Source organism: Micromonospora sp. NPDC050187, assembly GCF_044459745.1.
Taxonomy (GTDB): Bacteria; Actinomycetota; Actinomycetes; order Mycobacteriales; family Micromonosporaceae; genus Micromonospora.
Genome location: NZ_JBITJH010000037.1, coordinates 1 through 24,668 on the forward strand (window position 1 = coordinate 1; position 24,668 = coordinate 24,668).

Annotated in this window: 20 protein-coding genes; 12 read left to right on the top strand and 8 right to left on the bottom strand. The window is 72.6% G+C overall.

The features are described 5' to 3' along the window. The coding region (locus ACIBJE_RS30340) for a C39 family peptidase (RefSeq protein ID WP_396753704.1) at positions 1-293 on the bottom strand (293 nt) is incomplete at its 3' end. A 1,064-nt stretch (positions 294-1,357) separates the two neighbouring features. Between ACIBJE_RS30340 and ACIBJE_RS30345 the strand changes: the two genes are divergently transcribed. Next, positions 1,358-1,801: a DoxX family protein gene (locus ACIBJE_RS30345; protein WP_396753705.1), complete on the top strand. Its 444-nt coding sequence runs from the start codon at positions 1,358-1,360 to the stop codon at positions 1,799-1,801. Between the two features lie 171 nt (positions 1,802-1,972). Continuing rightward, positions 1,973-2,401, top strand: coding sequence for a hypothetical protein (locus ACIBJE_RS30350; protein ID WP_396753706.1), 429 nt, complete (start codon positions 1,973-1,975; stop codon positions 2,399-2,401). Positions 2,402-2,445: 44 nt separating this feature from the next. On the opposite strand, the gene ACIBJE_RS30355 is transcribed toward ACIBJE_RS30350, so the two are convergent. Beyond that, positions 2,446-2,829 carry a cytidine deaminase gene (locus ACIBJE_RS30355; protein ID WP_396753707.1) on the bottom strand — a complete coding sequence of 128 codons (384 nt, stop codon included), beginning with the start codon at positions 2,827-2,829 and terminating at the stop codon, positions 2,446-2,448. 169 nt (positions 2,830-2,998) lie between these two features. On the opposite strand from ACIBJE_RS30355, the gene hrpA reads away from it, so the two are divergent. After that, complete coding sequence (hrpA, locus tag ACIBJE_RS30360; RefSeq protein WP_396753708.1) at positions 2,999-7,108, top strand: ATP-dependent RNA helicase HrpA; 4,110 nt, start codon at positions 2,999-3,001, stop codon at positions 7,106-7,108. A 19-nt stretch (positions 7,109-7,127) separates the two neighbouring features. Here hrpA and ACIBJE_RS30365 read toward each other — a convergent pair whose 3' ends face one another. Beyond that, positions 7,128-8,054, bottom strand: coding sequence for a LysR family transcriptional regulator (locus ACIBJE_RS30365; RefSeq protein ID WP_396753709.1), 927 nt, complete (start codon positions 8,052-8,054; stop codon positions 7,128-7,130). A 77-nt stretch (positions 8,055-8,131) separates the two neighbouring features. Between ACIBJE_RS30365 and ACIBJE_RS30370 the strand changes: the two genes are divergently transcribed. The 4 genes from ACIBJE_RS30370 (at position 8,132) to ACIBJE_RS30385 (ending at position 13,778) form a co-directional block, all read left to right on the top strand. Beyond that, positions 8,132-8,821: a succinate dehydrogenase cytochrome b subunit gene (locus tag ACIBJE_RS30370; RefSeq protein WP_396753710.1), complete on the top strand. Its 690-nt coding sequence runs from the start codon at positions 8,132-8,134 to the stop codon at positions 8,819-8,821. A gap of 2 nt (positions 8,822-8,823) precedes the next feature. Further along, positions 8,824-10,761 carry a fumarate reductase/succinate dehydrogenase flavoprotein subunit gene (locus ACIBJE_RS30375; RefSeq protein ID WP_396753711.1) on the top strand — a complete coding sequence of 646 codons (1,938 nt, stop codon included), beginning with the start codon at positions 8,824-8,826 and terminating at the stop codon, positions 10,759-10,761. Further along, on the top strand, positions 10,758-11,519 hold the full coding sequence (locus ACIBJE_RS30380) for a succinate dehydrogenase/fumarate reductase iron-sulfur subunit (RefSeq protein WP_396753712.1): 762 nt from the start codon (positions 10,758-10,760) through the stop codon (positions 11,517-11,519). Before ACIBJE_RS30375 ends, ACIBJE_RS30380 begins: the two co-directional genes overlap by 4 nt. A 573-nt stretch (positions 11,520-12,092) precedes the next feature. Then, on the top strand, positions 12,093-13,778 hold the full coding sequence (locus ACIBJE_RS30385) for a hypothetical protein (protein WP_396753713.1): 1,686 nt from the start codon (positions 12,093-12,095) through the stop codon (positions 13,776-13,778). Between the two features lie 91 nt (positions 13,779-13,869). On the opposite strand, the gene ACIBJE_RS30390 is transcribed toward ACIBJE_RS30385, so the two are convergent. From ACIBJE_RS30390 to ACIBJE_RS30405, 4 genes are read right to left on the bottom strand one after another with little or no spacing between them, the layout of a single operon-like run. Then, on the bottom strand, positions 13,870-15,045 hold the full coding sequence (locus ACIBJE_RS30390; protein ID WP_396753737.1) for an ABC transporter permease: 1,176 nt from the start codon (positions 15,043-15,045) through the stop codon (positions 13,870-13,872). Positions 15,046-15,095: 50 nt separating this feature from the next. Continuing rightward, positions 15,096-15,815 (bottom strand): ABC transporter ATP-binding protein, encoded by a 720-nt coding sequence (locus tag ACIBJE_RS30395; RefSeq protein ID WP_396753714.1) that lies wholly within the window; start codon positions 15,813-15,815, stop codon positions 15,096-15,098. Further along, positions 15,808-16,962, bottom strand: coding sequence for a peptidoglycan-binding protein (locus ACIBJE_RS30400; protein WP_396753715.1), 1,155 nt, complete (start codon positions 16,960-16,962; stop codon positions 15,808-15,810). The genes ACIBJE_RS30395 and ACIBJE_RS30400 overlap by 8 nt, the downstream gene beginning before the upstream one ends. Then, the gene (locus ACIBJE_RS30405; protein WP_396753716.1) at positions 16,959-17,501 is read right to left on the bottom strand and encodes a hypothetical protein; all 543 of its coding nucleotides are present in this window, start codon (positions 17,499-17,501) and stop codon (positions 16,959-16,961) included. The genes ACIBJE_RS30400 and ACIBJE_RS30405 overlap by 4 nt, the downstream gene beginning before the upstream one ends. A gap of 139 nt (positions 17,502-17,640) precedes the next feature. Here ACIBJE_RS30405 and ACIBJE_RS30410 point away from each other — a divergent pair, with 139 nt between their 5' ends. From ACIBJE_RS30410 to ACIBJE_RS30430, 5 genes are all read left to right on the top strand, one after another. Continuing rightward, positions 17,641-18,297: a response regulator transcription factor gene (locus ACIBJE_RS30410; RefSeq protein WP_396753717.1), complete on the top strand. Its 657-nt coding sequence runs from the start codon at positions 17,641-17,643 to the stop codon at positions 18,295-18,297. Further along, a complete protein-coding gene (locus tag ACIBJE_RS30415) occupies positions 18,294-19,472 on the top strand; it encodes a sensor histidine kinase (protein WP_396753718.1) in 1,179 nt (392 codons plus the stop codon). The genes ACIBJE_RS30410 and ACIBJE_RS30415 overlap by 4 nt, the downstream gene beginning before the upstream one ends. Before the next feature lie 76 nt (positions 19,473-19,548). Then, complete coding sequence (locus ACIBJE_RS30420) at positions 19,549-20,733, top strand: zinc-dependent alcohol dehydrogenase (RefSeq protein WP_396753719.1); 1,185 nt, start codon at positions 19,549-19,551, stop codon at positions 20,731-20,733. A gap of 124 nt (positions 20,734-20,857) precedes the next feature. Continuing rightward, on the top strand, positions 20,858-21,859 hold the full coding sequence (locus ACIBJE_RS30425; protein ID WP_396753720.1) for a serine hydrolase: 1,002 nt from the start codon (positions 20,858-20,860) through the stop codon (positions 21,857-21,859). A gap of 53 nt (positions 21,860-21,912) precedes the next feature. Continuing rightward, entirely contained in the window at positions 21,913-23,046 is a 1,134-nt protein-coding gene (locus tag ACIBJE_RS30430; RefSeq protein ID WP_396753721.1) for an MBL fold metallo-hydrolase, read from the top strand. 11 nt (positions 23,047-23,057) lie between these two features. On the opposite strand, the gene ACIBJE_RS30435 is transcribed toward ACIBJE_RS30430, so the two are convergent. After that, positions 23,058-24,569: a deoxyguanosinetriphosphate triphosphohydrolase family protein gene (locus tag ACIBJE_RS30435; RefSeq protein ID WP_396753722.1), complete on the bottom strand. Its 1,512-nt coding sequence runs from the start codon at positions 24,567-24,569 to the stop codon at positions 23,058-23,060. Between the last annotated feature and the right edge of the window lie 99 nt (positions 24,570-24,668).

Consider the following 24,668-nt stretch of genomic DNA (forward strand, 5'->3'; position numbering starts at 1 on the left):
TCGCGGGCGAGGTCGTCCTGGGAGACGTCACGGTCGAGGGTGGTGAGGGCGTTGCGGGCGGCGGCGGGGCCGCAGTAGTAGAAGTTCGGCTGCGCTTCGTAGCGGACACGCAGTTCCCGCTGGCCCTTGTCGTGCTTGGCGTTGGTGCGGTCGTGGCCGCGGTCGGCGGTGACCGAGGTGGTCGGGGTGTGGGTGGTGGGGGCGGCGAAGGCGGTCGCGGGGCCGGCGAGCGCGCCACCGGCGAGGGCGGCACCAGCGGCGGTCAGGGCGGCCTTACGGATCAGCGTGGTCATGGGGGTGTCCTGCCTTTCCGTTGTTCCGGGGGGCACGCGGGCGCGGGGGGCGCCACACGTGGAGGTGGATGGTCGCGGCGCGGGGGCACCACGGAGGAAGATCGGGGGGCGCGGTCCGGGGCTCGGCCCACTCGGTGCGCCAGGTTGGTACAACGCCACCCGACCGGCCGGCATTCCGGGGACCGGGGTCCCGGCTCCGGGTGGGGCACGTCGGCTCGGGAAGGGCCGGCGGCCGGGAGCCGGGTGGGCGGGAGGCTCACGGGTGAACTCGTTACAACGCCCCCGCCCCCGGACCGATTCCCCGCCACGGCCACCGCGGCGGGCCAGCCGAACGTGACGCCGGGGCCTGCCTCCCTCATGACAGCCAACGGTCACCGGACGCCCGACGTCTGCGAGCCCGGTCGGGATGATCCGGGACGTACGTAAGAGTTTGCCCGGAATCACCAATCGTGAGCCGGAGGCCAAAACCGGACACCGGATACCGGACATGTCCACCCACCATCCGCCTGCACGGAGCGTGTATCACCACCGCGCCCGCGCCACTGTCCTCCGACCTCCTTTGCTCTGCACCCACCGATGCGCCAGTCACCATCCGTAGTCCGGCATGCGGCGCCGCAACTGCCACCGACCCCAAGGAAAGCCTGGTGAGACGAATGGCGCCTATACGGGTGCAGAGCAAAGCGCGGGAGAGCGATACCGGCTGACCACCACGACGATTACCGGTCGTGACATCGGGCGCACCGTCACCATCGTCACGCAACGCTGCCGATCAGAGCCGGACGGCACGCCGAAACGGGCCGCCGGCGTGAGCCCGGAGCGAAGGAGGGTGCCCAGACAGCTGGCGCTACGCCCGAAGAGCTCCCACTTTCAATCATTGAGCTTTCAACAATCTCCCGGTACGGTGGTCGACGAGGCAGGGCCGCCCGCCCGGTGGTCCACCCTCCGACGCCGCGTGTTCCACGCGCTGCCCGGTCCTCTCAGGGCCGGGCAGTGACGCGTAGGCCGTCACCCGCCGGCCCCCGAATGGCCGGCGTCCCACCGTCGCCCATCCGAGGAGAAGACCCATGTCCCTGCCTGCTTCCGTTCGTGACGTCGCGATGTTGCTCGCCCGGATGGGCGTCGGCGTCGTGTTCTTCGCCCACGGCTGGCAGAAGCTGGTCACCAACGGCGTCGACGGCACCGCCGCCTTCTTCGACCAGTCGGGCGTCCCCCTGCCGACGCTCGCCGCCTGGTTCGCCACCGCCGTGGAGCTGGTCGGCGGCGCGGCGCTGGTCCTCGGCCTGGCAGTCCCGGTCGCCGGGGTGCTGCTCGCGCTGAACATGCTCGGCGCCTACGTCTTCGTGCACGCCGGCAACGGCATCTTCGTGGACCAGGGTGGCTACGAACTCGTCCTCGCTCTCGGCGCGGCGGCACTGCTGCTCGCCGCCGTCGGCGCCGGCCGGTTCAGCCTGGACCACCTGCTGTTCGGCCGTCGCCGCGCCGCCACCCCGGTCACCGCCGGCGTCTGACCCGACGCCAACGCCCAGCCGGTGCCGACACCGCCGCCCGGCCTGCGCCAACGCTGCCAGCCGTTCACCGTCCGCCCCGCCGGGTGGCGGGCGGCTGGCAGGTGGCGGTGGCAAATCGGCCGGCAGGTGGCGGTGGCGGTTCGGCTGGCGGGTGACGCATAGGGTCGGGACATGTCTGCGGCACGTGACGGCACCGCCCGACTGGTCGTGGCGGCCATCCTCGTGGGAGTGGCTGCCCTGGGTCTGGTCGCCCTCGGCTGGTGGCTCCGCGACTGGGAGTTCTCCACCGACCGGGACCGCTACCTCGATCCGTCCTGGTGGGCCGGAGTGATCACGGTGGGCCTCGGCAACCTCGCGTTCGGCAAGGTCGGCTTCAAGATCGCACTGGCCGCCGTCGCGGCCGTCGCGGCGCTGCTCTGGGCGCGACGCCGACGCGCCGAGGCCGCCGACCCGGACCACGCCACCGACCAGGACCACGCCACCGACGCGGGTCCGGTCGCCGAGCACACGGCCACGGACGACGGCGACGGCAACCACCCGGCCGGGGACAGCACCCCGGGCCAGGGTGCCGACGCGACCCGCCCAGCGCAGCCCCGGTAGGAGGCCGGCCCGGTTTCCGCCGCGGCGGGGACAGGCCGCCCCGGTCAGCGTTGCGGCGTCGCGGCGGGCGTCGGCAGGTCGGCCAGGGGCAGCACGTGGGGTTCGTCCATCGGGCCGACGATCACCCGGATCGCCGGGAAGTGGTCGAGCAGCAACCGCCGGCACCGGTGGCAGGGCGTCAGGACCTCCCGCCCCCGATCCCCCACCACGACGATCGTCTCCAGCTCACCGGCGGCCTGCGTGGCGGCCGTGCCGACGGTCACCACCTCGGCGCAGGTGTCGCCCTCGGCGTGATGCACGTTGACCCCGGTGAGGACCCGGCCCTCCGGGGTCCGGGCGGCGGCGGCCACGGTGTGCCGGGCGCCACGGCAGCGCAGCCGGGCGACCGCACCGGCGGCCTGCACCAACGCCCGGTCGGTGTCGCGCATCGTCATCGCATCCCCCGCGCTCGATCGGCGACCAACTGTAGACCCTCCGCTACCCCGGAGGGTGCCCCTCCCCGCTACGACCCGCGGCCCGTTCGGGTGGACGACGGAGGCGGAGCCGTCGGTAACCCGGGAGCGGTCCGGCGGCGGGCTGCCTATCCTTGGCGACGACATGCAGAATCCATCCGCCTCCGCCACGCCCGACAGCGTCCGCGAGCCCTCCGCCTCCCTCGGTGAGCTGAACCGCCGGGTGGCCGCGCTGATGTTCCGCGACCAGCGCCGCGTCCAACGCCGGTTGGACGGGGTACGCCGGCTGCGCGACCCCGCACGACGGGATGCCGCGCTGGCCGAGATCGCCGCCGACGTGGCCGGAGCCGAGGCACGGCTCTCCGCCCGCCGGGCCGCCGTGCCGACGGTGACCTATCCGGTGGGTCTGCCGGTCAGCGAGCGCAAGGACGACATCGCCGCCGCGATCCGCGACCACCAGGTGGTGATCGTGGCCGGCGAGACCGGCTCGGGCAAGACCACCCAGTTGCCGAAGATCTGCCTGGAGCTGGGGCGGGGCGTGCACGGGTTGATCGGGCACACCCAGCCCCGCCGGCTGGCCGCCCGCACGGTCGCCGACCGGATCGCCGAGGAACTGGGCACCGAACTCGGTGACGTGGTCGGCTACAAGGTGCGTTTCACCGACCAGGTCAGCGACCGGTCCCTGGTCAAGTTGATGACCGACGGCATCCTGCTGGCCGAACTCCAGAACGACCGCATGCTGCGCCAGTACGACACGTTGATCATCGACGAGGCGCACGAGCGCAGCCTGAACATCGACTTCATCCTCGGGTACCTGAAGCAGCTCCTGCCCCGCCGGCCCGACCTCAAGGTGATCATCACCTCGGCGACCATCGAGACCGACCGGTTCGCCCGGCACTTCGCCGGGCCGCCCGCCGACGGCGCTGCCGAGGGGAAACCCGCGCCGGTGGTGGAGGTCTCCGGGCGGACGTACCCGGTGGAGGTGCGCTACCGGCCACTGGTGGAGGTCACCGGGGCCGAGGACGACGAGGGCGACGACGAGGAGAACGTCCGGGACCAGATCCAGGCGATCGGCGACGCGGTCGAGGAACTGGCCGCCGAGGGGCCGGGCGACATCCTGGTCTTCCTCAGTGGCGAGCGGGAGATCCGGGACACCGCTGACGCGCTGGGCAAGCTGGTGGAGAAGAAACGGTCGCTGCTCGGCACCGAGATCCTCCCGCTGTACGCCCGGCTCTCCTCCGCCGAACAGCACCGGGTCTTCGCCCCGCACAGCCGACGCCGGGTGGTGCTCGCCACCAACGTCGCGGAGACCTCGCTGACCGTCCCCGGCATCAAGTACGTGGTGGACCCGGGAACCGCCCGCATCTCCCGCTACTCCAGCCGGCTCAAGGTGCAGCGGCTGCCGATCGAGCCGGTCTCCCAGGCCTCGGCCAACCAGCGCAAGGGCCGCTGCGGGCGTACCTCGGACGGCATCTGCATCCGCCTCTACGACGAGCCGGACTTCCTCTCCCGCCCGGAGTTCACCGACCCGGAGATCCTCCGGACCAACCTGGCCTCGGTCATCCTCCAGATGACCGCGATCGGGCTCGGGGACATCGCCGCGTTCCCGTTCATCGACCCGCCGGACCGGCGCAACATCACCGACGGTATGAACCTGCTGCACGAGCTGGGCGCGCTCGACCCGACCCAGACCGACCCGGCGAAGCGGCTCACCCCGCTCGGGCGGCGGCTGGCCCAGCTCCCGGTCGACCCCCGGCTGGCCCGGATGGTGGTGGAGGGCGAACACAACGGCTGCGCCACCGAGGTCGTCGTGATCGCCGCCGCGCTCTCCATCCAGGACCCGCGCGAGCGGCCGGCGGAGAAGCAGGCCCAGGCCGACCAGGCGCACGCCCGGTTCACCGACAAGGAGTCCGACTTCGTCACGTTCCTCAACCTCTGGCGGTACCTGCGCGAGCAGCAGCGCGAGCTGTCCTCCAGCGCGTTCCGCCGGATGTGCAAGGCGGAGTACCTGAACTACCTGCGGGTGCGCGAGTGGCAGGACATCGTCAGCCAGGTGCGCCAGGTGTTGCGTGCCCCGGAGCAGGGTGGCGGGGGGCGCGGCCGACGCGGGCCGGCGGAGGCTGCGAAGGACGACGGACGGCGCGACGCGGCGGAGTCCGGCGGCGGACGGCGGGACCGGGGGGCGGACCTGCCGGAGGAGATCGACACCCCGAAGGTGCACCAGTCGCTGCTGGTCGGGCTGCTCTCGCACATCGGACTGAAGGACCCGCAGAAGCACGAGTACCTCGGCGCGCGGGGCGCCAAGTTCGCGGTCTTCCCCGGGTCGGCGCTGTTCAGGAAGCCGCCGCGCTGGGTGATGGCCGCCGAGCTGGTGGAGACCTCCCGGCTGTGGGGGAGGGTGGCCGGCCGGGTCGAGCCGGAGTGGGTCGAGCCGCTCGCGCAGCACCTGGTCAAGCGCAGCTACAGCGAGCCGCACTGGGAGAAGAAGCAGGCGGCGGTTCTCGCCTACGAGAAGGTGACCCTCTACGGCATCCCGCTGGTCACCGGCCGGAAGGTGAACTTCGGGCGGATCGACGCGGGCCTGAGCCGGGAGCTGTTCATCCGGCACGCCCTGGTCGAGGGCGACTGGTCCACCCACCACCAGTTCTGGCGGGACAACCAGAAGCTGCTCACCGAGATCGAGGAGCTGGAGCACCGGGCCCGCCGGCGGGACATCCTGGTCGACGACGAGACCATCTTCGCCTTCTACGACCAGCGGATCCCCGCCGACGTGGTGTCCGGCCGGCACTTCGACGCCTGGTGGAAGAAGACCCGCCGGGAGCAGCCCGACCTGCTCACCTTCACCCGGGAGCTGCTGGTCAACGCCGGCCGGAGCGGGGTGGACGAGGCGGACTACCCGGACGAGTGGCTCTCCGACGGGGTCACGCTGCCGCTGACGTACCGGTTCGAGCCGGGCACCCCGACCGACGGGGTGACCGTGGACATCCCGCTGCCGCTGCTCAACCAGGTGCCGGCGGAGAGCTTCGACTGGCAGGTGCCGGGGCTGCGCGAGGAACTGGTCGTCGCGCTGATCCGCTCGCTGCCCAAGGCGGTACGGCGCAACTTCGTGCCGGTGCCGGACTTCGCCCGCGCCGCCCTGGCCGCGATCACGCCGGGCGAGGAACCGCTGCTGGACGCGCTGACCCGGGTGCTGCGCCGGATGACCGGGGTGACCGTGCCCCGGGACGCGTGGGACCTCGACCGGCTCCCGGCACACCTGCGGGTCACCTTCCGGGTGCTCGACGAGGAGGACAAGCCGGTCGCCGAGGGCAAGGACCTGTCGGCCCTGCAACGGCAGCTCAAGGCCGAGGTACGCCAGGTGGTCGCCGCCGCCGCGCCGGACGTGGCCCGCACCGGGCTGCGCGAGTGGAGCATCGGGACGCTGCCGAGCACCATCGAGCAGGTCCGGGCCGGCTACCGGGTCACCGCGTACCCGGCGCTGGTCGACGAGGGCGAGACGGTCGGGGTGAAGGTCTTCGACTCCGAGGCCGAGCAGGCGGCGGCGATGTGGGCGGGCACCCGCCGGCTGTTGCGGCTGACCGTGGCGAACCCGGCGAAGTTCCTCCAGGGCCGGCTCTCCAACGAGGCGAAACTGGCGCTGAGCCGCAACCCGCACGGCGGGGTGCAGCAGCTCATCGCCGACGCGACCGGGGCGGCCATCGACCGGCTGGTCGCCGACGCGGGCGGCCCGGCCTGGGACGCGGACGGCTTCGCCGCGCTGCGCGACAAGGTCCGCGCCGACCTGGTGGACACCGTGGTCGAGGTGATGGACCGGGTCCGCAAGGTACTCGCCGCCGCCCACGCGGTGCAGCAGCGGCTGACCCGGACCACCGACCTGACCCTGGTGGCCGCGCTGGCCGACCTCAAGGCCCAACTCGCCGGGCTGGTGCACGCCGGGTTCGTCACCGAGACCGGGTACGCCCGCCTGCCCGACCTGCTGCGCTACCTCGCGGCGATCGAGCGGCGGCTGGACCGGCTGCCCGGTAACCCGCAGCGGGACCGCCAGCAGCAGGACCGGATCGCGGTGGTGCAGAAGGAGTACCAGGACATGCTGGCCGCCCTGCCACCGACGCGGCGCAACGCCGAGGCGGTCCGGCAGATCCGCTGGATGATCGAGGAGCTGCGGGTGAACGTCTTCGCCCAGGCGCTCGGCACCCCGTACCCGGTCTCCGAGCAGCGGATCTACCGGGCGATGGACGTGGCCGAGGGACGCTGAGCCGGCCGCCCGGCCGGGGTCAGAGCGGCTCGACGCCGGGGGGCAGGTTTCCCCGGCCGGCGGCGTCCCGGATGTGGTCGAGCAGGATCCGGCGCAGCTCCCGGCCGGCATGGGTGGGTACGGCGTCCCGTCGGCGGGCGACCGCGATGGTCCGGCGCACCCCGGGCGGGGCGAGCGGGGTGACCCGGATGCGGGGGCGGCGGGCGACCACGATGCCCGGCACCAGGGCCACCCCGAGCCCGGCCTCGACGAAGCTGAGCACGGCGTCCATCTCGCCGCCCTCGACGGCGAAGGAGGGCTCGAAGCCGGCGGCCCGGCAGGCGTCCAGGGTGGCGTCGCGGATGTCGTAGCCCTGCCGGAACATCACCAGGGGCTGGTCGCGGAGGTCGGCGATGCGCAGCTCGCCGCTGGCGGCGGCCGGGAGCGGGTCCAGCGAGGCGACCACCAGGCTTTCCCGCAGGATCGGCTCGGCGCGCAGCCCTGGGTCGGTGCCCTGGCCCGGCATGATGATCAGCGCCAGGTCGAGGTCGCCGCGGAGCAGGTCCCGGACGAGGTCCTGGGAGCCGCTCTCCTCCACCCGCAGGTCCACGGTCGGGTACGCGTCGCGGAACCGGGCCAGCACCGGCGGGGCGAGGGAGGTGACCAGGCTGGGCGTGGCACCGAGGCGGACGCGTCCCCGACGCAGGCCGACCAGTTCCTGCACCTCGCGCTGCGCGGTCTCCACGTCGGCGAGGATCCGCTTGGCGGACGGGAGCAGCACCTCACCGGCGGCGGTGAGGGCGATGTTGCCCCGGACCCGCTCGAAGAGCGGGGTGCCGAGGGCTGTCTCGAGGGCGTGAACTTGCTTACTCAACGATGGCTGGGTGATCCCCACGAGCTCGGCGGCTTGCGTGAAATGTCGTAGTTCGGCCACTGCCACGAAGTACCGGAGCTGATGGAACTGCATCTACATAGCTTATAGCTATGCATGCTGCGAGTTCGATGCATTGGACGACTGATTGCAGTCCTCCTAGCGTCGATGGCGTGGTAGTCACGTCGCCCCGGTCGCCCGTCCGTTCCACTGTCGGCCTCAAGGCCGTCATGGCGGTGACGGGCATCGTCCTGGTGCTGTTCCTCGTCGCGCACATGCTCGGCAACCTGAAGGTCTTCGCCGGGCAGCCCTCGTTCGACCACTACGCCCACTGGCTCCGGGAGATCGGCGCACCGATCCTGCCCGGTGTCTGGTTCCTCTGGATCCTGCGCGTCGGCCTGCTCGTGGCGGTGCTGGGGCACATCGCGGCGGCCACCGCCCTCGCCCGGCGGGCCCGCGCCGCCCGCCCGGTCCGCTACGCCCACCGCAGGAAGGTGCGGGGCAGCTACGCCGCCCGGACCATGCGTTGGGGCGGCGTGATCATCCTGCTCTTCGTGGTCTACCACCTGCTCGACCTGACCACCGGGACGCTGAACCCGGTCGGCGACCCGAGCCGCCCGTACGCCAACGTGGTCGCCGACTTCGCCCCCGCGCGGTGGTACGTCACGCTCTTCTACACCCTGGCGATCGTCGCCGTCGGGTTCCACCTGCGACACGGCCTGTTCAGCGCGCTGCGCAGCCTCGGCCAGCAGACCCCGCGCGGCGAGCGCCGGGCCCGACTCGTCGCCCTGCTCTTCTCCGTCGCGCTCTGCGCCGGCTACCTGATGGTCCCGTTCGCCGTACTCACCGGATTGGTGGACTGATCATGGATCTCTACGTCGAGGGCGACCCGGTCGCCGACACCACGGCTCCCGACGGCCCGATCGAGACCCGCTGGGACCGCCGCCGCTTCGAGGCCAAGCTGGTCAACCCGGCCAACCGCCGGAAGATGACGGTGATCGTGGTCGGCACCGGCCTGGCCGGCGGGTCGGCCGCCGCCACCCTCGCCGAGCAGGGCTACCGGGTCAGGACCTACTGCTACCAGGACAGCCCGCGCCGGGCGCACTCGATCGCCGCGCAGGGCGGCATCAACGCCGCCAAGAACTACCGCAACGACGGCGACTCGGTGCACCGGCTGTTCTACGACACCGTCAAGGGCGGCGACTTCCGCTCCCGGGAGTCGAACGTGCACCGGTTGGCCGAGGTGTCGGTGAACATCATCGACCAGTGCGTCGCCCAGGGCGTGCCGTTCGCCCGCGAGTACGGCGGCCTGCTGGACACCCGTTCCTTCGGCGGGGCGCAGGTGCAGCGCACCTTCTACGCCCGGGGGCAGACGGGCCAGCAACTGCTGCTCGGGGCGTACCAGGCCCTGGAACGGCAGATCGGGCTGGGCACGGTGGAGATGAACGCCCGGCACGAGATGCTGGAGCTGATCGTCGTCGACGGCCGGGCCCGGGGCATCGTGGTCCGGGACCTGGTCACCGGCGAGATCACCGCCGAGTTCGCCGACGCGGTGGTGCTCGCCACCGGCGGGTACGGCAACGTCTTCTACCTCTCCACCAACGCCAAGGGCTGCAACGTCACCGCCACCTGGCGGGCCCACCGCAAGGGCGCGTACTTCGCCAACCCCTGCTACACGCAGATCCACCCGACCTGTATCCCGGTCTCCGGCGACCACCAGTCGAAGCTGACCCTGATGAGCGAGTCGCTGCGCAACGACGGCCGGGTCTGGGTGCCGAAGGCCAAGGGCGACCGGCGCGGCCCGAAGGACATCCCGGAGGACGAGCGGGACTACTACCTGGAGCGGATCTACCCGTCCTTCGGCAACCTGGTGCCCCGGGACATCGCCTCCCGGGCCGCGAAGAACGTCTGTGACGAAGGCCGGGGTGTCGGCCCGACCGGGCTCGGGGTCTACCTCGACTTCGCCGACGCGATCGGCCGACTCGGCCGCAAGGCCATCGAGGCGAAGTACGGCAACCTCTTCGAGATGTACGAGCGGATCACCGGCGAGGACCCGTACCAGGTGCCGATGCGGATCTACCCGGCGGTGCACTACACGATGGGCGGGCTCTGGGTCGACTACGACCTCCAGTCCACCGTCCCCGGCCTGTTCGTCATCGGCGAGGCGAACTTCTCCGACCACGGGGCGAACCGGCTCGGCGCGTCCGCGCTGATGCAGGGCCTCGCCGACGGGTACTTCGTGCTGCCGAACACCATCGCCCACTACCTGGCCGACGGACCGTTCGAGCCGGTGACGGCGAGCCACCCGGCGGCGGTCGAGGCGCGACGTGGCGTCGAGGACCGGATCCAGCGCCTGCTGGCGGTGGACGGCGACCGGACCGTCGACTCGTTCCACCGCGAACTGGGCCAGATCATGTGGGAGCACTGCGGCATGGAGCGCTCCGAGGCCGGGCTGCGCAAGGCGATCGACGAGATCCGGGCGCTGCGCGAGCAGTTCTGGCAGCGGGTCCGGGTGCCCGGCGACGGCGAGGGGCTCAACCAGTCGCTGGAGAAGGCCGGCCGGGTGGCCGACTTCTTCGAGCTGGCCGAGCTGATGTGCGTCGACGCCCTGCACCGGGAGGAGTCCTGCGGCGGCCACTTCCGGGCCGAGCACCAGACCCCCGAGGGCGAGGCGCAGCGCGACGACGAGCGGTTCGCGTACGTCGCGGCGTGGGAGTTCGCCGACGGCGACCGGCTCCCGGTGCTGCACAAGGAAGACCTGACCTTCGAGTACGTCCACCCGACGCAGCGGAGTTACAAGTGAACCTGACCCTGCGCATCTGGCGCCAGAAGGGCCCCCGGGACAAGGGCCGGATGGTCACCTACCGGGTCGAGGACGTCTCCCCGGACATGTCCTTCCTGGAGATGCTCGACGTACTCAACGAGCGGCTGATCCTCGCCGGTGAGGAGCCGGTCGCCTTCGACCACGACTGCCGCGAGGGTATCTGCGGCATGTGCGGCCTGATGATCAACGGCGACGCGCACGGACCGCAGCGTGGCACCACCGCCTGCCAGCTGCACATGCGGCAGTTCTCCGACGGCGACACCATCGACATCGAGCCGTGGCGGGCCCGCGCCTTTCCGGTGATCAAGGACCTGGTGGTCGACCGGGGCGCCTTCGACCGGATCATCGCGGCCGGCGGGTACGTCACCGCGCCGACCGGCAGCGCCCCCGAGGCGCACGCCACCCCGGTGCCGAAGGCCGACGCGGACGCCGCCTTCTCCGCGGCGGCCTGCATCGGCTGCGGGGCGTGCGTGGCCGCCTGCCCGAACGGCTCCGGGATGCTCTTCACCGCCGCCAAGGTCACCCAGCTCTCGTTGCTGCCGCAGGGTCAGCCCGAGCGGTACACCCGGGTGGTCGACATGGTGGACGCGCACGACGAGGCCGGCTTCGGCGGCTGCACCAACGCCGGTGAGTGCACGGCGGTCTGCCCGAAGGGCATCCCGTTGAACACCATCGGCCGACTCAACCGGGACTACCTCACGGCCACCACGAAGCGGGGCGACACTTCCGGCGCCTGAGATTCCACCGGTTGACGACGGAAATTCCACGGGCGATCGAGAACTTGTGGTGAACTTGGACAGCGGTCATGTCGCGGGTTTATGCCGAGTAAACAACGGTAATTTTCACGCAGGCCGGAAATAGCCGCACCAGAATCCCCGGCGACATCGCGCGGACCCGGCCCACCACCCTGGCCGATACACTGTGGACATCCTCGGCCGCCCTGGTTGCACCCGTTCTTGGGCAGCCGGCACCTTGTGCACCTTTGGCCAGCTTTTGCGGTTGATCGACAATGAACGCGCCCCCCTTCCGACACACGTTCCGACCGGGCTGGAAGATCGATCAACGGGCCACACCTCGTTCCAAATTATTTAATGGCGAGAATCGATAGAGCGCCATTCATGGGCGTGTTAACGTCTCTCCCGCACGGCTCCTGGAATGGGGTTACCCGACGCACGGGCACACCTCGGTGAGTCGTGCGGCAACCCCTTCACTCGGCGGCGATTCCGGTGACCCGTTCCGGGCCCCCGCGCCGCTCCCGAACGGTGTCGGAAGGAAGACAGATGCGTCGGCTCCAACCACCAGGTCGACTATTGACCGTCCTCGTCGCCCTGGGTCTCGTGACCACGTCGGCCGCCCCGGCCGTGGCCGAGGTCGAGGCCGGGGGCGGACGGCCCCCGGAGAGCGTACGGCTGCTGGCCAAGGCCGCCGCCGACGAGTGCTTCGCCGGGATCGGCGTCGACTACCCGGCCGGTCCACCCTGCGCGGTGGGCCAGGACAAGGTCAACCAGTCGTACGTCTGGGGTCTGGCCAAGGCCGGACGCAAGCTCTGGTTCGGCACCGGAGCGAACGTCCTCTGCCTCAAGCCGGAGGGCTACCAGGCCAGCGATCCGGTCGTCAACGACGACTTCACCTGCGAGTACGCCAGCAGCCAGCCGTCCCGGCAGAACCCCGACCTGCCGCCGAACATCGGCGACCACCGGCCGCCGGAGGTCTACACCTACGACCTGGCGAGCGAGCAGCTCACCGAGCGGACCGAGGACATCACCGACGCGGCGGCGGCGGACGCGGCCCTGCTGCGCTCGACGGCCGGACTGCGCAGCGGCGCCGCCCACCGGGGTGTGGTGCTGCTCGGCGGCCCCAGCATCGTCGGCGGCGTCAACCTGTTCGCCTTCGACGCCCTCACCGGCCACTACCTCGGCTCGACCAACCTCTCCGACTACGAGAACATCCGGCACTTCACCGTCGCCGACGGGGTGCTCTACGCGGGTGTCGGAATGGGCACCAACGGCGGTGACGCCGGTCGGGTCCTGCGCTGGACGGGTGACCGGACCAACCCGTTCGCCTTCACCGTGGTCGGTGACCTGCCGACCCAGGCCGCCGACATCACCGCGCACAAGGGCCGGCTCTACGTCTCCACCTGGCCGAAGTCGGTCGTGGGAGGTTCCGCGACCGGCCCGGAGGCCGCCAACAACACCGCCGACCTGGCCAGCATCTGGATGAGCCCCCCGTTGAAGGACGGGGAGCCGGGCCTCACCCCGCCGGACGCCACCGCCTGGACGCAGGTCTGGTCGCCCGCCGAGTACGAGCCGGACCCGGTGGTCCGGCGGGCGTACGCGCTCGGGGGGCTCGCCTCCTACGGCGGGTACCTCTACTGGGGCAGTATGCACGTCCCGCTCCAGGCCACCACGCTGCACGTCAAGGTCTACCCGCCGAAGAGCCAGGAGCAGCTCCAGGCCACCATCAAGAACACCCAGCGGGCGTTCGTCGTCCTCCGGGGCCGGGACTTCGGCGGCGCCGACGAGACGGTCGAGACGCTCTACGGCGAGTCCCAGCTCCCGAAGTACGACCCGGCGGCGAACAACGGGGTCGGCGCCTGGCAGACCGCTCCGACCGGCGTGACCCCGGTGCACGGCAAGTCCGGTTTCGGTGACCCGTACAACCTGTACGCCTGGAAGATGATGGTGGCCGGCGGGCGGCTCTACGTCGGCACCATGGACTTCGCCTACATCGCGCTGGACGGTCAGATGCCGACGGAGCCGACTCCCGGAGTCGACCCGCCCACCTTCGGCTCCGACCTGTGGTCGTTCGACACGCCGGGACGGCCGGCCCGCGCGGTCGACAAGACCGGGTTCGGCAACCCGCTCAACCAGGGCGTACGGACCATGGTGGCGGACGGGTCCACGCTCTACATCGGCATGGCGAACCCGATGAACCTGCGGACCGACCCGAACACGCACCTGGGCGGTTGGGAACTGCACAAGCTGACCCGACGCTGATCCGACGCCACGCGGCGCCCGCCGGCCGGTGTCCCCACCGGCCGTCGGGCGCCGCACCCATCCCCCGGGGCCGGGGATGGCGTCCATCGCCTCAGGGCGTCGCCAGGGCCTCGGTGGGCGACAGCCGGCTGGCCCGGATCGCCGGGTAGAGCCCGGCCACCGCGCCGATGACGAGCGTCGCGCCGATGCCACCGGCCATCACCCACGCCGGCACCACCGTCGGCCAGCCCTGGGAGAAGGCGTAACCGGTGGTGACGAGGACCCCCAGCAGCACCCCACCCAGCCCGCCGAGGGCGGACAGCAGCAGGGACTCGGCGAGGAACTGGGTCCGGATCTGCCCCCGGGTGGCACCGAGCGCCCGGCGCAACCCGACCTCCGCCCGCCGCTCCAGCACCGAGATGACCATGGTGTTGGCCACCCCGACACCGCCCACCAGCAGGGCCACCGCGCCCAGGCCCAGCAGCAGACCGGTGAACGCCTCGTCGGTGGCCTGCCGGGCGGCCAGCGCGTCCGAGGGCCGGGACACCTGGATCTCGTTGGCCTGTTCCGGGTTGGCGGTCGCCGCCAGCACCCCCCGGACCGCCTCGACGTGCTGCTCCGCCGAGCGGGTGTAGATCCGCGTCGGGTGCCCGTCCAGCCCGAGGTAGGTGGTGGCGGCCGGCCAGCCGACCAGCGCCGCCGAGTCGATCTCCGGGGCGAGTGGCACCGGCCGGAGGATCCCGATCACGGTGAACCACCGACCGTCGATGTAGACCTGGATGTCCGGTCCGGCCGCGCCGAGCCCGAGCCGTTCGGCGGCGACCGCGCCGAGCACGGTGGCCGGGTAGCGGGCGGTGGCGTCGTTGAGCCAGGTGCCGTGGGCGACCGTGCCGCCGACGGTGTCCAGGACGTCCAGGGTGACCGCCTGGGTGCCCAGGCCGCCGGTCTGCGCCGCCGGGATCCGGTCCGACCGGTAGACCGGTGTGTCGGCGAGCTGGGCGACCGCCGCGACCTGCTCCACCGGCCCGATCCTGGAGATCATCTCCACCGACTCGACCGGCAGTTGGGCGTCGGCCCCGAAGAGGGTGCTGCCCGGCGCGACGGTGAGCAGGTTGGTACCCAGCGCCGCCAGGGTCCGGTCCAGGTCGGCCCGGGACGACGAGGAGATCCCGACGACACTGATCATCGCCGCGATGCCGATGGCGATGCCCAGCGCGGAGAGGAAGGCCCGCAGCGGACGGGTACGCAGACCCACCCCGCCGACCCGCAGCACGTCGCGCGGGTGCATCCGGGCGGGCCGCAGCCGGTCCGGGCGCGCGGCCCGGGTCGTCGTCGCGGTCACCGGAACACCCCCTCGACCAGCGGGACGTCCTCGGTCACGATCCGCCCGTCCCGCATCCGCACCTGACGGGGCAGGCTCGCCGCGATCTCCCGGTCGTGGGTGATCACGACGACCGTGGTGCCGGCCGCATGCAGCCCGTGCAGCAGCTCCATCACCCCGGCCCCCGAGGTGGAGTCCAGGTTGCCGGTGGGCTCGTCGGCCAGGAGCAGCGGCGGCTCGCCGACCACGGCCCGGGCGATCGCCGCCCGCTGCCGTTCGCCGCCGGAGAGCTGGTGCGGACGGTGGTCGAGGCGGTGGCCCAGCCCGACCCGGCGCAGCGCGACCTCCGCGCGCCGGTGCCGATCCCGCCGGGGTACGCCCGCGTAGAGCAGGCCGTCGGCGACGTTCTCCACCAGCGGTACGCCCACCGCGAGGTGGAACTGCTGGAACACGAAGCCGATCCGGCTGGCCCGCAGCGCGGACAGCTCCCGGTCGGTCAGGCGTGACGTGTCGTACCCGTCGACCGACACGGTGCCCGAGGTGGGCCGGTCCAGGGTGCCGATGACGTTGAGCATCGTGGACTTGCCGGAACCGGAGGGGCCGACGATGGCCACCAGTTCGCCTCGGCCGATGGTCAGGTCGACCCGGTCGAGCGCGGCGACGGTGTCGCCGTACCGCCTGGTCACGTCCCGCAACCGCACGACGTGGTCGGCGGCGGCGGAGATCCGGTCAGTCACCGGGCATCCCCACCGTCAGCCCCTCGACGACCTCGTCGCCGGAGACCTCCACCCGGCCGGCGGCGAAGAGGCCGGTCTTCACCGCGACGATCCGGGTGCCCGCGTCGTCCACCACCTGGAGGCCGTATCCGCCCTCGGCGAGGGCGAGCAGCGCGGCGACCGGCACGGTGAGCACGTCGGCCCGCTCGGCCGCCACGAACCCGACGTCGACCGCCGCCTGGTCGAAGCCGGTGAGGGCGGCCGGGTCGTTCCCGGTCACCGAGACCTCGATCTTCGTCTCGCTGACCGGGTCCTGTCCGGCCGACCCGGCCGACGTCTGGACGACCGTGTCGACGGTGCCGACCCGGCCGGTGGTCCGCCTGCCGTCCGGCAACGTGATGGTCACCTCCGCGCCCTTGCGCGCCAGCCGCTGGTCGTCGACGTCCAGGGTGCAGGTGACCAGCCGGGTGGTGCCGGTCACCGAGAGCACCGCCCGGCCCGGACCGACGGCGTCCCCCACCTCGGCGCCCTGGCTCGCCACCCGGACCGTGCCGGCGGCGTAGACGACCCGGCCCGGTTCGACCTGCCCGGTCTCGGCCACCCCCAGGTCCTCCTGCCACTGGCGGACCGCGTCGGCGGTGGAGGAGGTGTAGTCGTCGTCGACGGTGAACCCGGTGTAGCCCAGACCGCTGAGGTTCTGCTCGAACTGCTTGACGTCCCGGCCGCTGACCCCGGAACGCAGGGTCCGGTACGCCGGCAGGCTGCCGTGCAGCAGCACCACCGGGTCGTCGTCGACCCGGTACAGGGCCTTGCCCCGGGTGATCGTGCTCCCGGTGGCGGGCAGCCAGGTCAGCGTGCCGGTGTACCGGGTGTCCAGGGCGCGCGGTGTGCCGTACCCCAGCTCGCCGGTCTTGGTCTCCCGGTCGACCAGGGTCTGCCGGGCGACGGTGGTGCTGGTCGGCGGAAGCGGGTCGGCCCCGGCCGACTCCCCGGCGCTGCCGTCGGAGGCCACGCCGACCGCGACCGCCCCGCCGGCCAGCACGACGACCGCCCCGGCGGCCAGCACGGTGACCGGCCGCCACCGGCGCCGCCGGGTCGGTGCCTCCGTCGCGCCGTCACCGTCGCCCGCCGGGGCGGCCCCGGTGTCGGCGCCCATCGGCGCGCTCACGACGCCCCCAGACGCTCGTCGAGGTTGGGCATCACCTCGCGGCACTTGTCGAACGCCGCCCGGACCGCCGGGTCCTTCCGGTCGATGTCGGCCTTCCCGGGCTGGATCCGGCCGTCGGCGTCCGGGTCGGGGAAGTTCGGCACGCCGTTCTCCCGCATGCAGCGGGCGAGCTTACGGACCTGTTCGACCTGGTCGGCGTTGAGCTCCCGGGGTTGTCCGCCGTTCGGGGCGAACTCGCGGCACGCCTGAAGGGCCGCCTGGACCTTCGTGCGGTCCACGTCGGAGCCCTGCCTGAAGCGCGGCCCGTTCTGGCCCGGCTCCGGATCCGCCACGTCCAGCCCCTGGTCACGCAGGCAACTGGTGAACTTGATCCGGCGCTCCTCGTCGCTCAACGCGGCGGCGTTGACCGTCGGCTTCGCACCGCCGCCACCGGCCGTGGCCACCCCGTCGTCGTCCTGGTCGGCCTTACCGCAGCCGGCCAGACCGATGGCCGCCGCAAGAGGCAGGGCGAGTAGTACGCCCGTCAGCCGTCTCCGCATCGTCTCGTGCTCCTCATCTCCGTGGCCGGCGGGAAGCCGGCGTCCATGGTCGAGTCAACGTCACGGGGCGTAGCCGGAGCGTAAACACCCACCGTGCCGTTAACGGCGTGGTTATGCCGAGGTGGGCGAGGATGGAGCGGTGCGGGTACTGGTGGTCGAGGATGAACGGCTCCTGGCGGACGCGATCGCCGAATGGCTGCGCCGGGAGGCATTCGCGGTGGACGTCGTGTACGACGGGGATGCCGCGCTGGAACGGCTCGGGGTCAACGGGTACGACGTGGTGGTGCTCGACCGGGACCTGCCGGTGGTGCACGGCGACGACGTGTGCCGGGCCGTGGTCGACTCCGACCGGGAGACCCGGGTGCTGATGCTGACCGCCGCCGCCGCGGTCCGGGAACGGGTCGCCGGGCTGGCCATCGGCGCCGACGACTACCTGACCAAGCCGTTCGCGTTCATCGAGCTGAGCGCGCGGGTGCACGCCCTGACCCGGCGCACCCGGCCGGCCGCGCCGCCCCGGCTCGCCCGGGCCGGCATCGTGCTGGACCCGGCCCGGCTGGAGGTGACCCGGGACGGGCGCCACGTGCCGCTGTCCCGCAAGGAGTTCGGAGTGCTGGCCGAGCTGCTGCGCGCCGACGGCGCGGTGGTCTCCGCCGAGGAACTCCTCGAACGGGCCTGGGACGAGCACATCGACCCGCTGACCAACGTGCTGCGGGTGACCGTGATGAAGCTGCGCCGCAAGCTGGGCGAGCCGCCGGTCATCGAGACGGTGCCCGGCGCGGGGTATCGGATCCGGTGAAGAAGCTGACCATCCGCGCCCGGCTCACGCTGGTCTACGGCGGGCTGTTCCTGTTCGCCGGGGCGGTGCTGCTCGCCGTGACCTACGTGCTGGTCGACCAGCGCCTCACCCGGGGTCTCGGGTTCGACCTGCGCAGCCGGGACCCGGACCGGGTGCCGCTGCCACAGTCCGGCACCAAGATCACCCCTGAGCAGGCGGAGACCCTGCGCGGGCTGGTGCGGCAGGTGCAGGAGGACGCCCGCCAGGACGCGCTGGACTCCCTGCTGACCCAGGGCGGGGTGGCGTTGGCCGTGGTGACGGTCGCCGCCGTCGCGTTCGGCTGGCTGGTCGCCGGGCGGGCGTTGCAGCCGCTGAACCAGATCACCGGGACCGCCCGCCGGATCGCCGGCGCGGACGGCGCCGGGCGGGGCCTGCACGAGCGGATCGCCCTGGACGGGCCGACCGACGAGGTGAAGGAACTCGCCGACACCTTCGACCTGATGCTGGAACGGCTCGACCGGTCCTTCGACGGCCAGCGGCGGTTCGTCGCCAACGCCTCGCACGAGCTGCGCACCCCACTGGCGATCAACCGTTCCCTGATCGAGGTGGCCGTCACCCGGCCGGACGCCCCGGCGGAGCTGCGCCAGCTCGGGGAGACGCTGCTCACGGTGAACGAACGGCACGAACGGCTGATCGACGGGCTGCTCACCCTCGCCGAGTCGGAGAACACGCTGACCGAGCGCACTGAGGTGGACCTCGCCGAGGTGGCCGGCCACCTGACCGACCAGACCGCCGCCCGGACGACGCTGGCGGTCTCCCGGACGCTGGCCCCGGCCCGGACGGTCGGTGACCCGGTGCTGCTGGAACGGCTGACCCAGAACCTGCTGGAGAACGCGGTACGGCACAACCTCGGCGAGGACGGGTGGCTGACCGTAACCACCACGACGGCCGACGGTCGGGCCGAGCTGACCGTCAGCAACAGCGGGCCGGTCGTGCCCGGGTACGAGGTCGAGTCGATCTTCCTGCCGTTCCGGCGACTGAACCGGGAGCGGGCCGCCGGCAACCGGGGCTTCGGGCTGGGCCTGTCCATCGTCCGGGCGGTGACCCGGGCGCACGGGGGTACGGTGCGTGCCCTGCCCCGGCCGGGCGGCGGTCTGGACGTCACCGTCTCCCTGCCCACGCCCGGGGCGGGATGACCGGCGGGACGGTTCACCGGTCGCTTCCCGGGTAGCAGTCCAGGACAGGACGACCCGACACGGCGGAGGAACCGGCATGAAGGCACTGACCTGGCACGGGAAGCGGGACGTACGGGTGGAGAAGGTGCCCGACCCGAGGATCGAGGAGCCGACCGACGCCATCGTCCGGATCACCTCCACCGCCGTCTGCGGCTCCGACCTGCACCTCTACGAGGTGCTCGGGCCGTTCCTGAAGCCGGGCGACGTCCTCGGGCACGAGCCGATGGGGATCGTCGAGGAGGTCGGCTCCGGGGTGACCCGGCTGAAGCCGGGCGACCGGGTGGTGGTGCCGTTCAACATCGCCTGCGGCTCCTGCTGGATGTGCGACCGGCAGCTCTACGCGCAGTGCGAGACCACCCAGGTCACCGGCGAGGGCAAGGGCGCGGCGCTGTTCGGCTACACCTCTCTCTACGGCTCGGTGCCCGGCGGACAGGCCGAGTACCTGCGGGTGCCGCACGCCCAGTTCGGGCCGATCAAGGTTCCCGAGACCGGTGCCGACGAACGCTACCTCTACCTGTCCGACATCCTGCCCACCGCGTGGCAGGCGGTGAAGTACGCCGACACCCCGCCGGGCGGCACGCTCGCCGTCTTCGGGCTCGGCCCGGTCGGGCAGTTCTGCGCCCGGATCGGCCGGCACCTCGGCGCGGACCGGGTGATCGGCCTGGACCTGGTGCCGGAGCGGCTGGAGATGGCCCGCCGGCACGGCATCGAGGTACTCGACGTCTCTCAGCTGGACGACGTCCCGGGTGCGCTGATCGACCTGGTGGACGCGCGTGGCCCGGACGCGGTGATCGACGCGGTCGGCATGGAGGCGCACGGCTCCACCTCCGGCAAGATCGCCCAGGCCGCCGCCGGGCTGCTGCCGGACCGGCTGGCCCAGACGATGACCGACAAAGCGGGCGTGGACCGGCTCGTGGTGCTCAAGGCCGCGCTCAAGGCCGTCCGTCGGGGCGGCACCGTCTCCATCTCCGGGGTGTACGGCGGCGAGGTGGATCCGCTGCCGCTGATGGAGATGTTCGACCGGGGTGTGCAGCTGCGGATGGGACAGTGCCACGTCCGCCGCTGGACCGACGAGATCCTGCCGCTGCTGGCCGGCGACGACGATCCGCTGGGCGTCGAGGACCTGCGCACCCACCGGATGCCGCTCGGCGACGCGCCGAAGGCGTACGAGATGTTCCAGAAGAAGGAGGACGGCTGCGTCAAGGTCGTGCTCGCGCCGTGAGTCGGGTGGTGCTCCCGCTGGCTCGTGGCGGCCGGCAGGGCACCCGACGGAGCCGTCTCATCGCCTAGGGTGACCGGGGAACACTCCGGCCACACGGGACGAGGAGACACGCTTGACTGCCAGGATGAACCGAAGGACCGCACTCGGGCTGGGCACCGCCGCCACCGCCGGCACGGTGCTCGGCAACGGGACGCCGGCATCGGCCGAGGAGCGTGGCGTGAGACAGCCCGCGGGCACCCCCGCCCAGGCCGCGGCGTTGGTCGCCGCCGCGTATCAGCAGCGCATCGCCGAGGCGGGCGGCAGCTGGCAGGCGTACGTCAGCGTGGCCGACCCGGCGGGTCCGCCGCTGCCGGCCGTCGCCGACGAGCCGAACCTCCGGCTGGAGGCGTACAGCGTGAACAAGATCGCCGTCGCCGTGGCGGTGCTGGACAAGGTCGACCGGGGGCTGCTCACCCTCGACCAACAGGTCGACGTCACCTCCGCGATCGTCGTCTCCGGCGGGGACGGGATCTTCAGCCTGGACGGGGCGTACCCCAGCTCGGTCACGCTCGGCCACGCCCTCGCCGCGCTGCTCACCGTCTCCGACGACACCGCCGTACGCCTGTGCGGCCTGGTCTGCCCGGCGGCCGAGCTGAACGCGATCCTGGTCGCCAAGGGCTTCCCGAACACCCAGGTCCAGCCGGTGGCCAACCCCAACCGGTTCTACCTCGGCACCAGCACGCCCCGGGAGACCCACGACCTGCTCCGGGCACTGGTCGCCGGCACCCTGCTCTCGCCCGCCTCCACGGCGTTCCTGCTGCGGCAGCTGCGCTCCCCCATCGCGCACACCGACGGCGTCCGGCGCACCATGTCCTCCGACGAGCGGGCCCGGATCGCCACCAAGGGCGGCTGGTACGCCGACGCCCGCTGCGAGGCCGGCGTGATCTTCGACCGGGCCGGCGCGCCGGTGCTGACGTACGCCCTCTTCGCCGCCGGGCAGGCCGACGCGGGCAACTTCGGCGGAACCCATCCGGCGGTGACGGCACGGGCGAAGATGGGACGGAGCTTCCTCGACGCGGTGGACGGGTTGACCGGCACCGGGACGGCCCACCGGGCCACCCGGCAGCGCCCGAGCAACGGCGGCTGACGCGCCGAGGCTACCGTGGGCACCCGGCATCCACCGGGCGGAGGGAAACGATCATGGGGGGACGCGCGCAGCGGACACGGCGGGGTCGGGGCGGCGGGGCCGCCGGGGTGCTGGGACTGGCCGCGCTGGCCGCCCTGGCCTGGGCCGCCCGGGACGTTCCGGCCGCCCTGGGTGGCCGGCTGACCGGTGCCCGCGCCGACCGCGTACGCCGCTCACCGCAGTTCCACGACGGCGCGTTCCACAATCCCGCCGACGTCCACACGACGATCGCCGACCCCGGCCGGAACCTGGTGTGGGAACTGTTCTTCGGCCAGCAGCGCCGCCGGCCGGCGCGACCGGTGCCGCTGCTGCGTCCGAGCCCCGGTGGCGGTGACGAGCGGGAACTCGCCGTCGTCTGGTACGGCCACGCGTCCGCGCTGGTCGAGATCGAGGGACGGCGGGTGCTCGTCGACCCGGTGTGGAGCGACCGCTGCTCCCCGTCGCAGGTGGTCGGTCCGCGCCGGCTGCACGCCCCGCCGGTGCGCCTCGACGAGCTGCCCCCGGTGGACGCGGTCCTGATCTCGCACGACCACTACGACCACCTCGACATGGCGACGGTGTGCCGCCTGCGGGACACCCAGTCCGCCCCGTTCCTGGTGCCGCTCGGCATCGGCGCGCACCTGGACCGGTGGGGTGTGCCGGCGGACCGGATCATCGAGCTGGACTGGGCGGAGAGCCACCGGGTGGCCGGGCTGACGATCACCGCCACCGCCGCCCAGCACTTCTCCGGCCGGGGCCTGCGCCGCGACGGCACGCTCTGGGGTTCGTGGGTGGTGGCCGGGGCGCACCGCCGGGTCTTCTACACCGGCGACTCCGGCTACTTCCCCGGGTACGCCGAGATCGGCGAGCGGTACGGGCCGTTCGACGTGACGCTGACCCAGATCGGCGCGTACGACCAGGCCTGGCCGAACATCCACATGTTCCCGGAGGAGGCGGTCGCCGCCCACCTCGACGTGCGGGGCGGGCTGCTGGTGCCGGTGCACTGGTGCACCTTCACCCTGGCCCTGCACGACTGGGCCGAGCCGGTGAACCGGCTCTGGCGGGAGGCGAAGGCGCGGGGCGTCCGGATCGCCGTGCCGCGCCCCGGCGAGCGGGTGGTGGTGGACGACCCACCGCCCGTGGACGCCTGGTGGGACCAGGTCGCCTGAACGGTGCCGGGTCAGAGCACGAAGGCGTCCGTCCAGAGCGCGCCCGAGCGACCGGAGAGCGAATCCAGCATCGCCACCGCCTGTGAGTCGGTGAGCAGCGCGACGAAGTCGACGATGGCCCGCCCCCGGGCCCGCGCCGACCGGTCCGAGGTGCGCGGGTGCAGCTCCGCCTCGGCCAGCTCCACCAGGTCGTGCAGCCGGCGGGGCAGCCGGGACTCCTCCTCGGGGTCGAGCAGCCACTCCCAGAGCGCCTCGACCAGCGAGCCGAGCAGCCGGGCCTGGCCGCGCTGGTGCAGGGCGAGATCCGGTCGGGCCAGCACGAACCGGTGGTGCACGAACTTGAGCACCTGCACCTCGTGCCACTGCGGCGCGGCGAGCTGCACGTGCCCGGAACGCACCGACGGCTTCTCGACCACCTGGATCGCGTCGACGAAGCGGGTGGTCCAGCGGGCGGAGAACCGGGCGACGTACTGCTCCGCCTCGATCGAGCCGTCGAACGGCAGCGCGAGCAGCCCCTCGACCAGTTCCCGGCGGACGTGCTCGACGGCGGCGGCGAACGCCTCGTCGTCGGCGATCCAGCCGTCCTTGCGGTGCAGCTGCCGGCGCAGCCGCTCGATCGCCGCGCCGGGTCGGCGGGCGGTGCTGGTCAGCGCCGCGTCGGTGACCGACCGGTAGTGCCCGTGCTCCCGCTGCCAGGCGATCAGTTCGGCGGCCACCGCGCCCTGCTGGAGCACACCGACCCGGTGGAAGTCCTCCACGTCGTGGATGGCGTACGCGATGTCGTCGGCGGTGTCCATCACCGACGCCTCCACGGTCTGCTGCCAGTCGGCGATCCGGCCGGCGAACGGCTCCCGGGCCTGCCGCAGGTCGTCCAGCTCGGTGCGGTAGGCACCGAACTTGACCGAGCCGCTGGCCGGGTCGTCCGGCGGCGCGGCGGCGCCCCGGGGCGGCGGGTCCAGGTGCCGGGGGTGCGGGTCGGGGTGGTCCAGCCGGGTCCACGGGTACTTCAGCATCGCGGCCCGGACCGCCGCGGTCAGGTCGAGACCGATGGTGGCCGCGCCGCCGATCTCGGTCGAAGTGACGATCCGGTACGACTGCGCGTTGCCCTCGAATCCGTCGGCCAGGCCGAGGCGCTGGCGGGCCAGCCGGTCCAGCACCCGCTCCCCCAGGTGCCCGAAGGGCGGGTGCCCGAGGTCGTGGGCGAGCGCGGCGGCCTCCACCACGTCCGGGTCGCAGCCGCCGAGGGCGGTCAGCAGGTCCCGGTACCGGTCGTCGGCGGTGAGCCGCTCGGCGATGGCCCGGGCCACCTGGGCGACCTTCAGGCTGTGGGTGAGGCGGTTGTGCACCAGCAGGCCGGAGCCGCCGGGGCTGACCACCTGGGTCACGCCGCCGAGGCGGGTGAAGAAGGGCGAGCCCACGATCCGGTCCCGGTCGGCGCGGAACGGACTCGCCGCGAGGTCACCCAGGGCTCGGGCGCTGCCGCCGAAGAGCCGCCGGGCCCGGGGGTCCGCAGGTTGTTCCATGATCGCCACGCTAGCGCAGCGGCTCCGTCCGACGCGCCCGTGTACCGGACGACGGTCGTGTCGGCGTGAGACGGCACAATGCAGGGCGTACCCCACCCG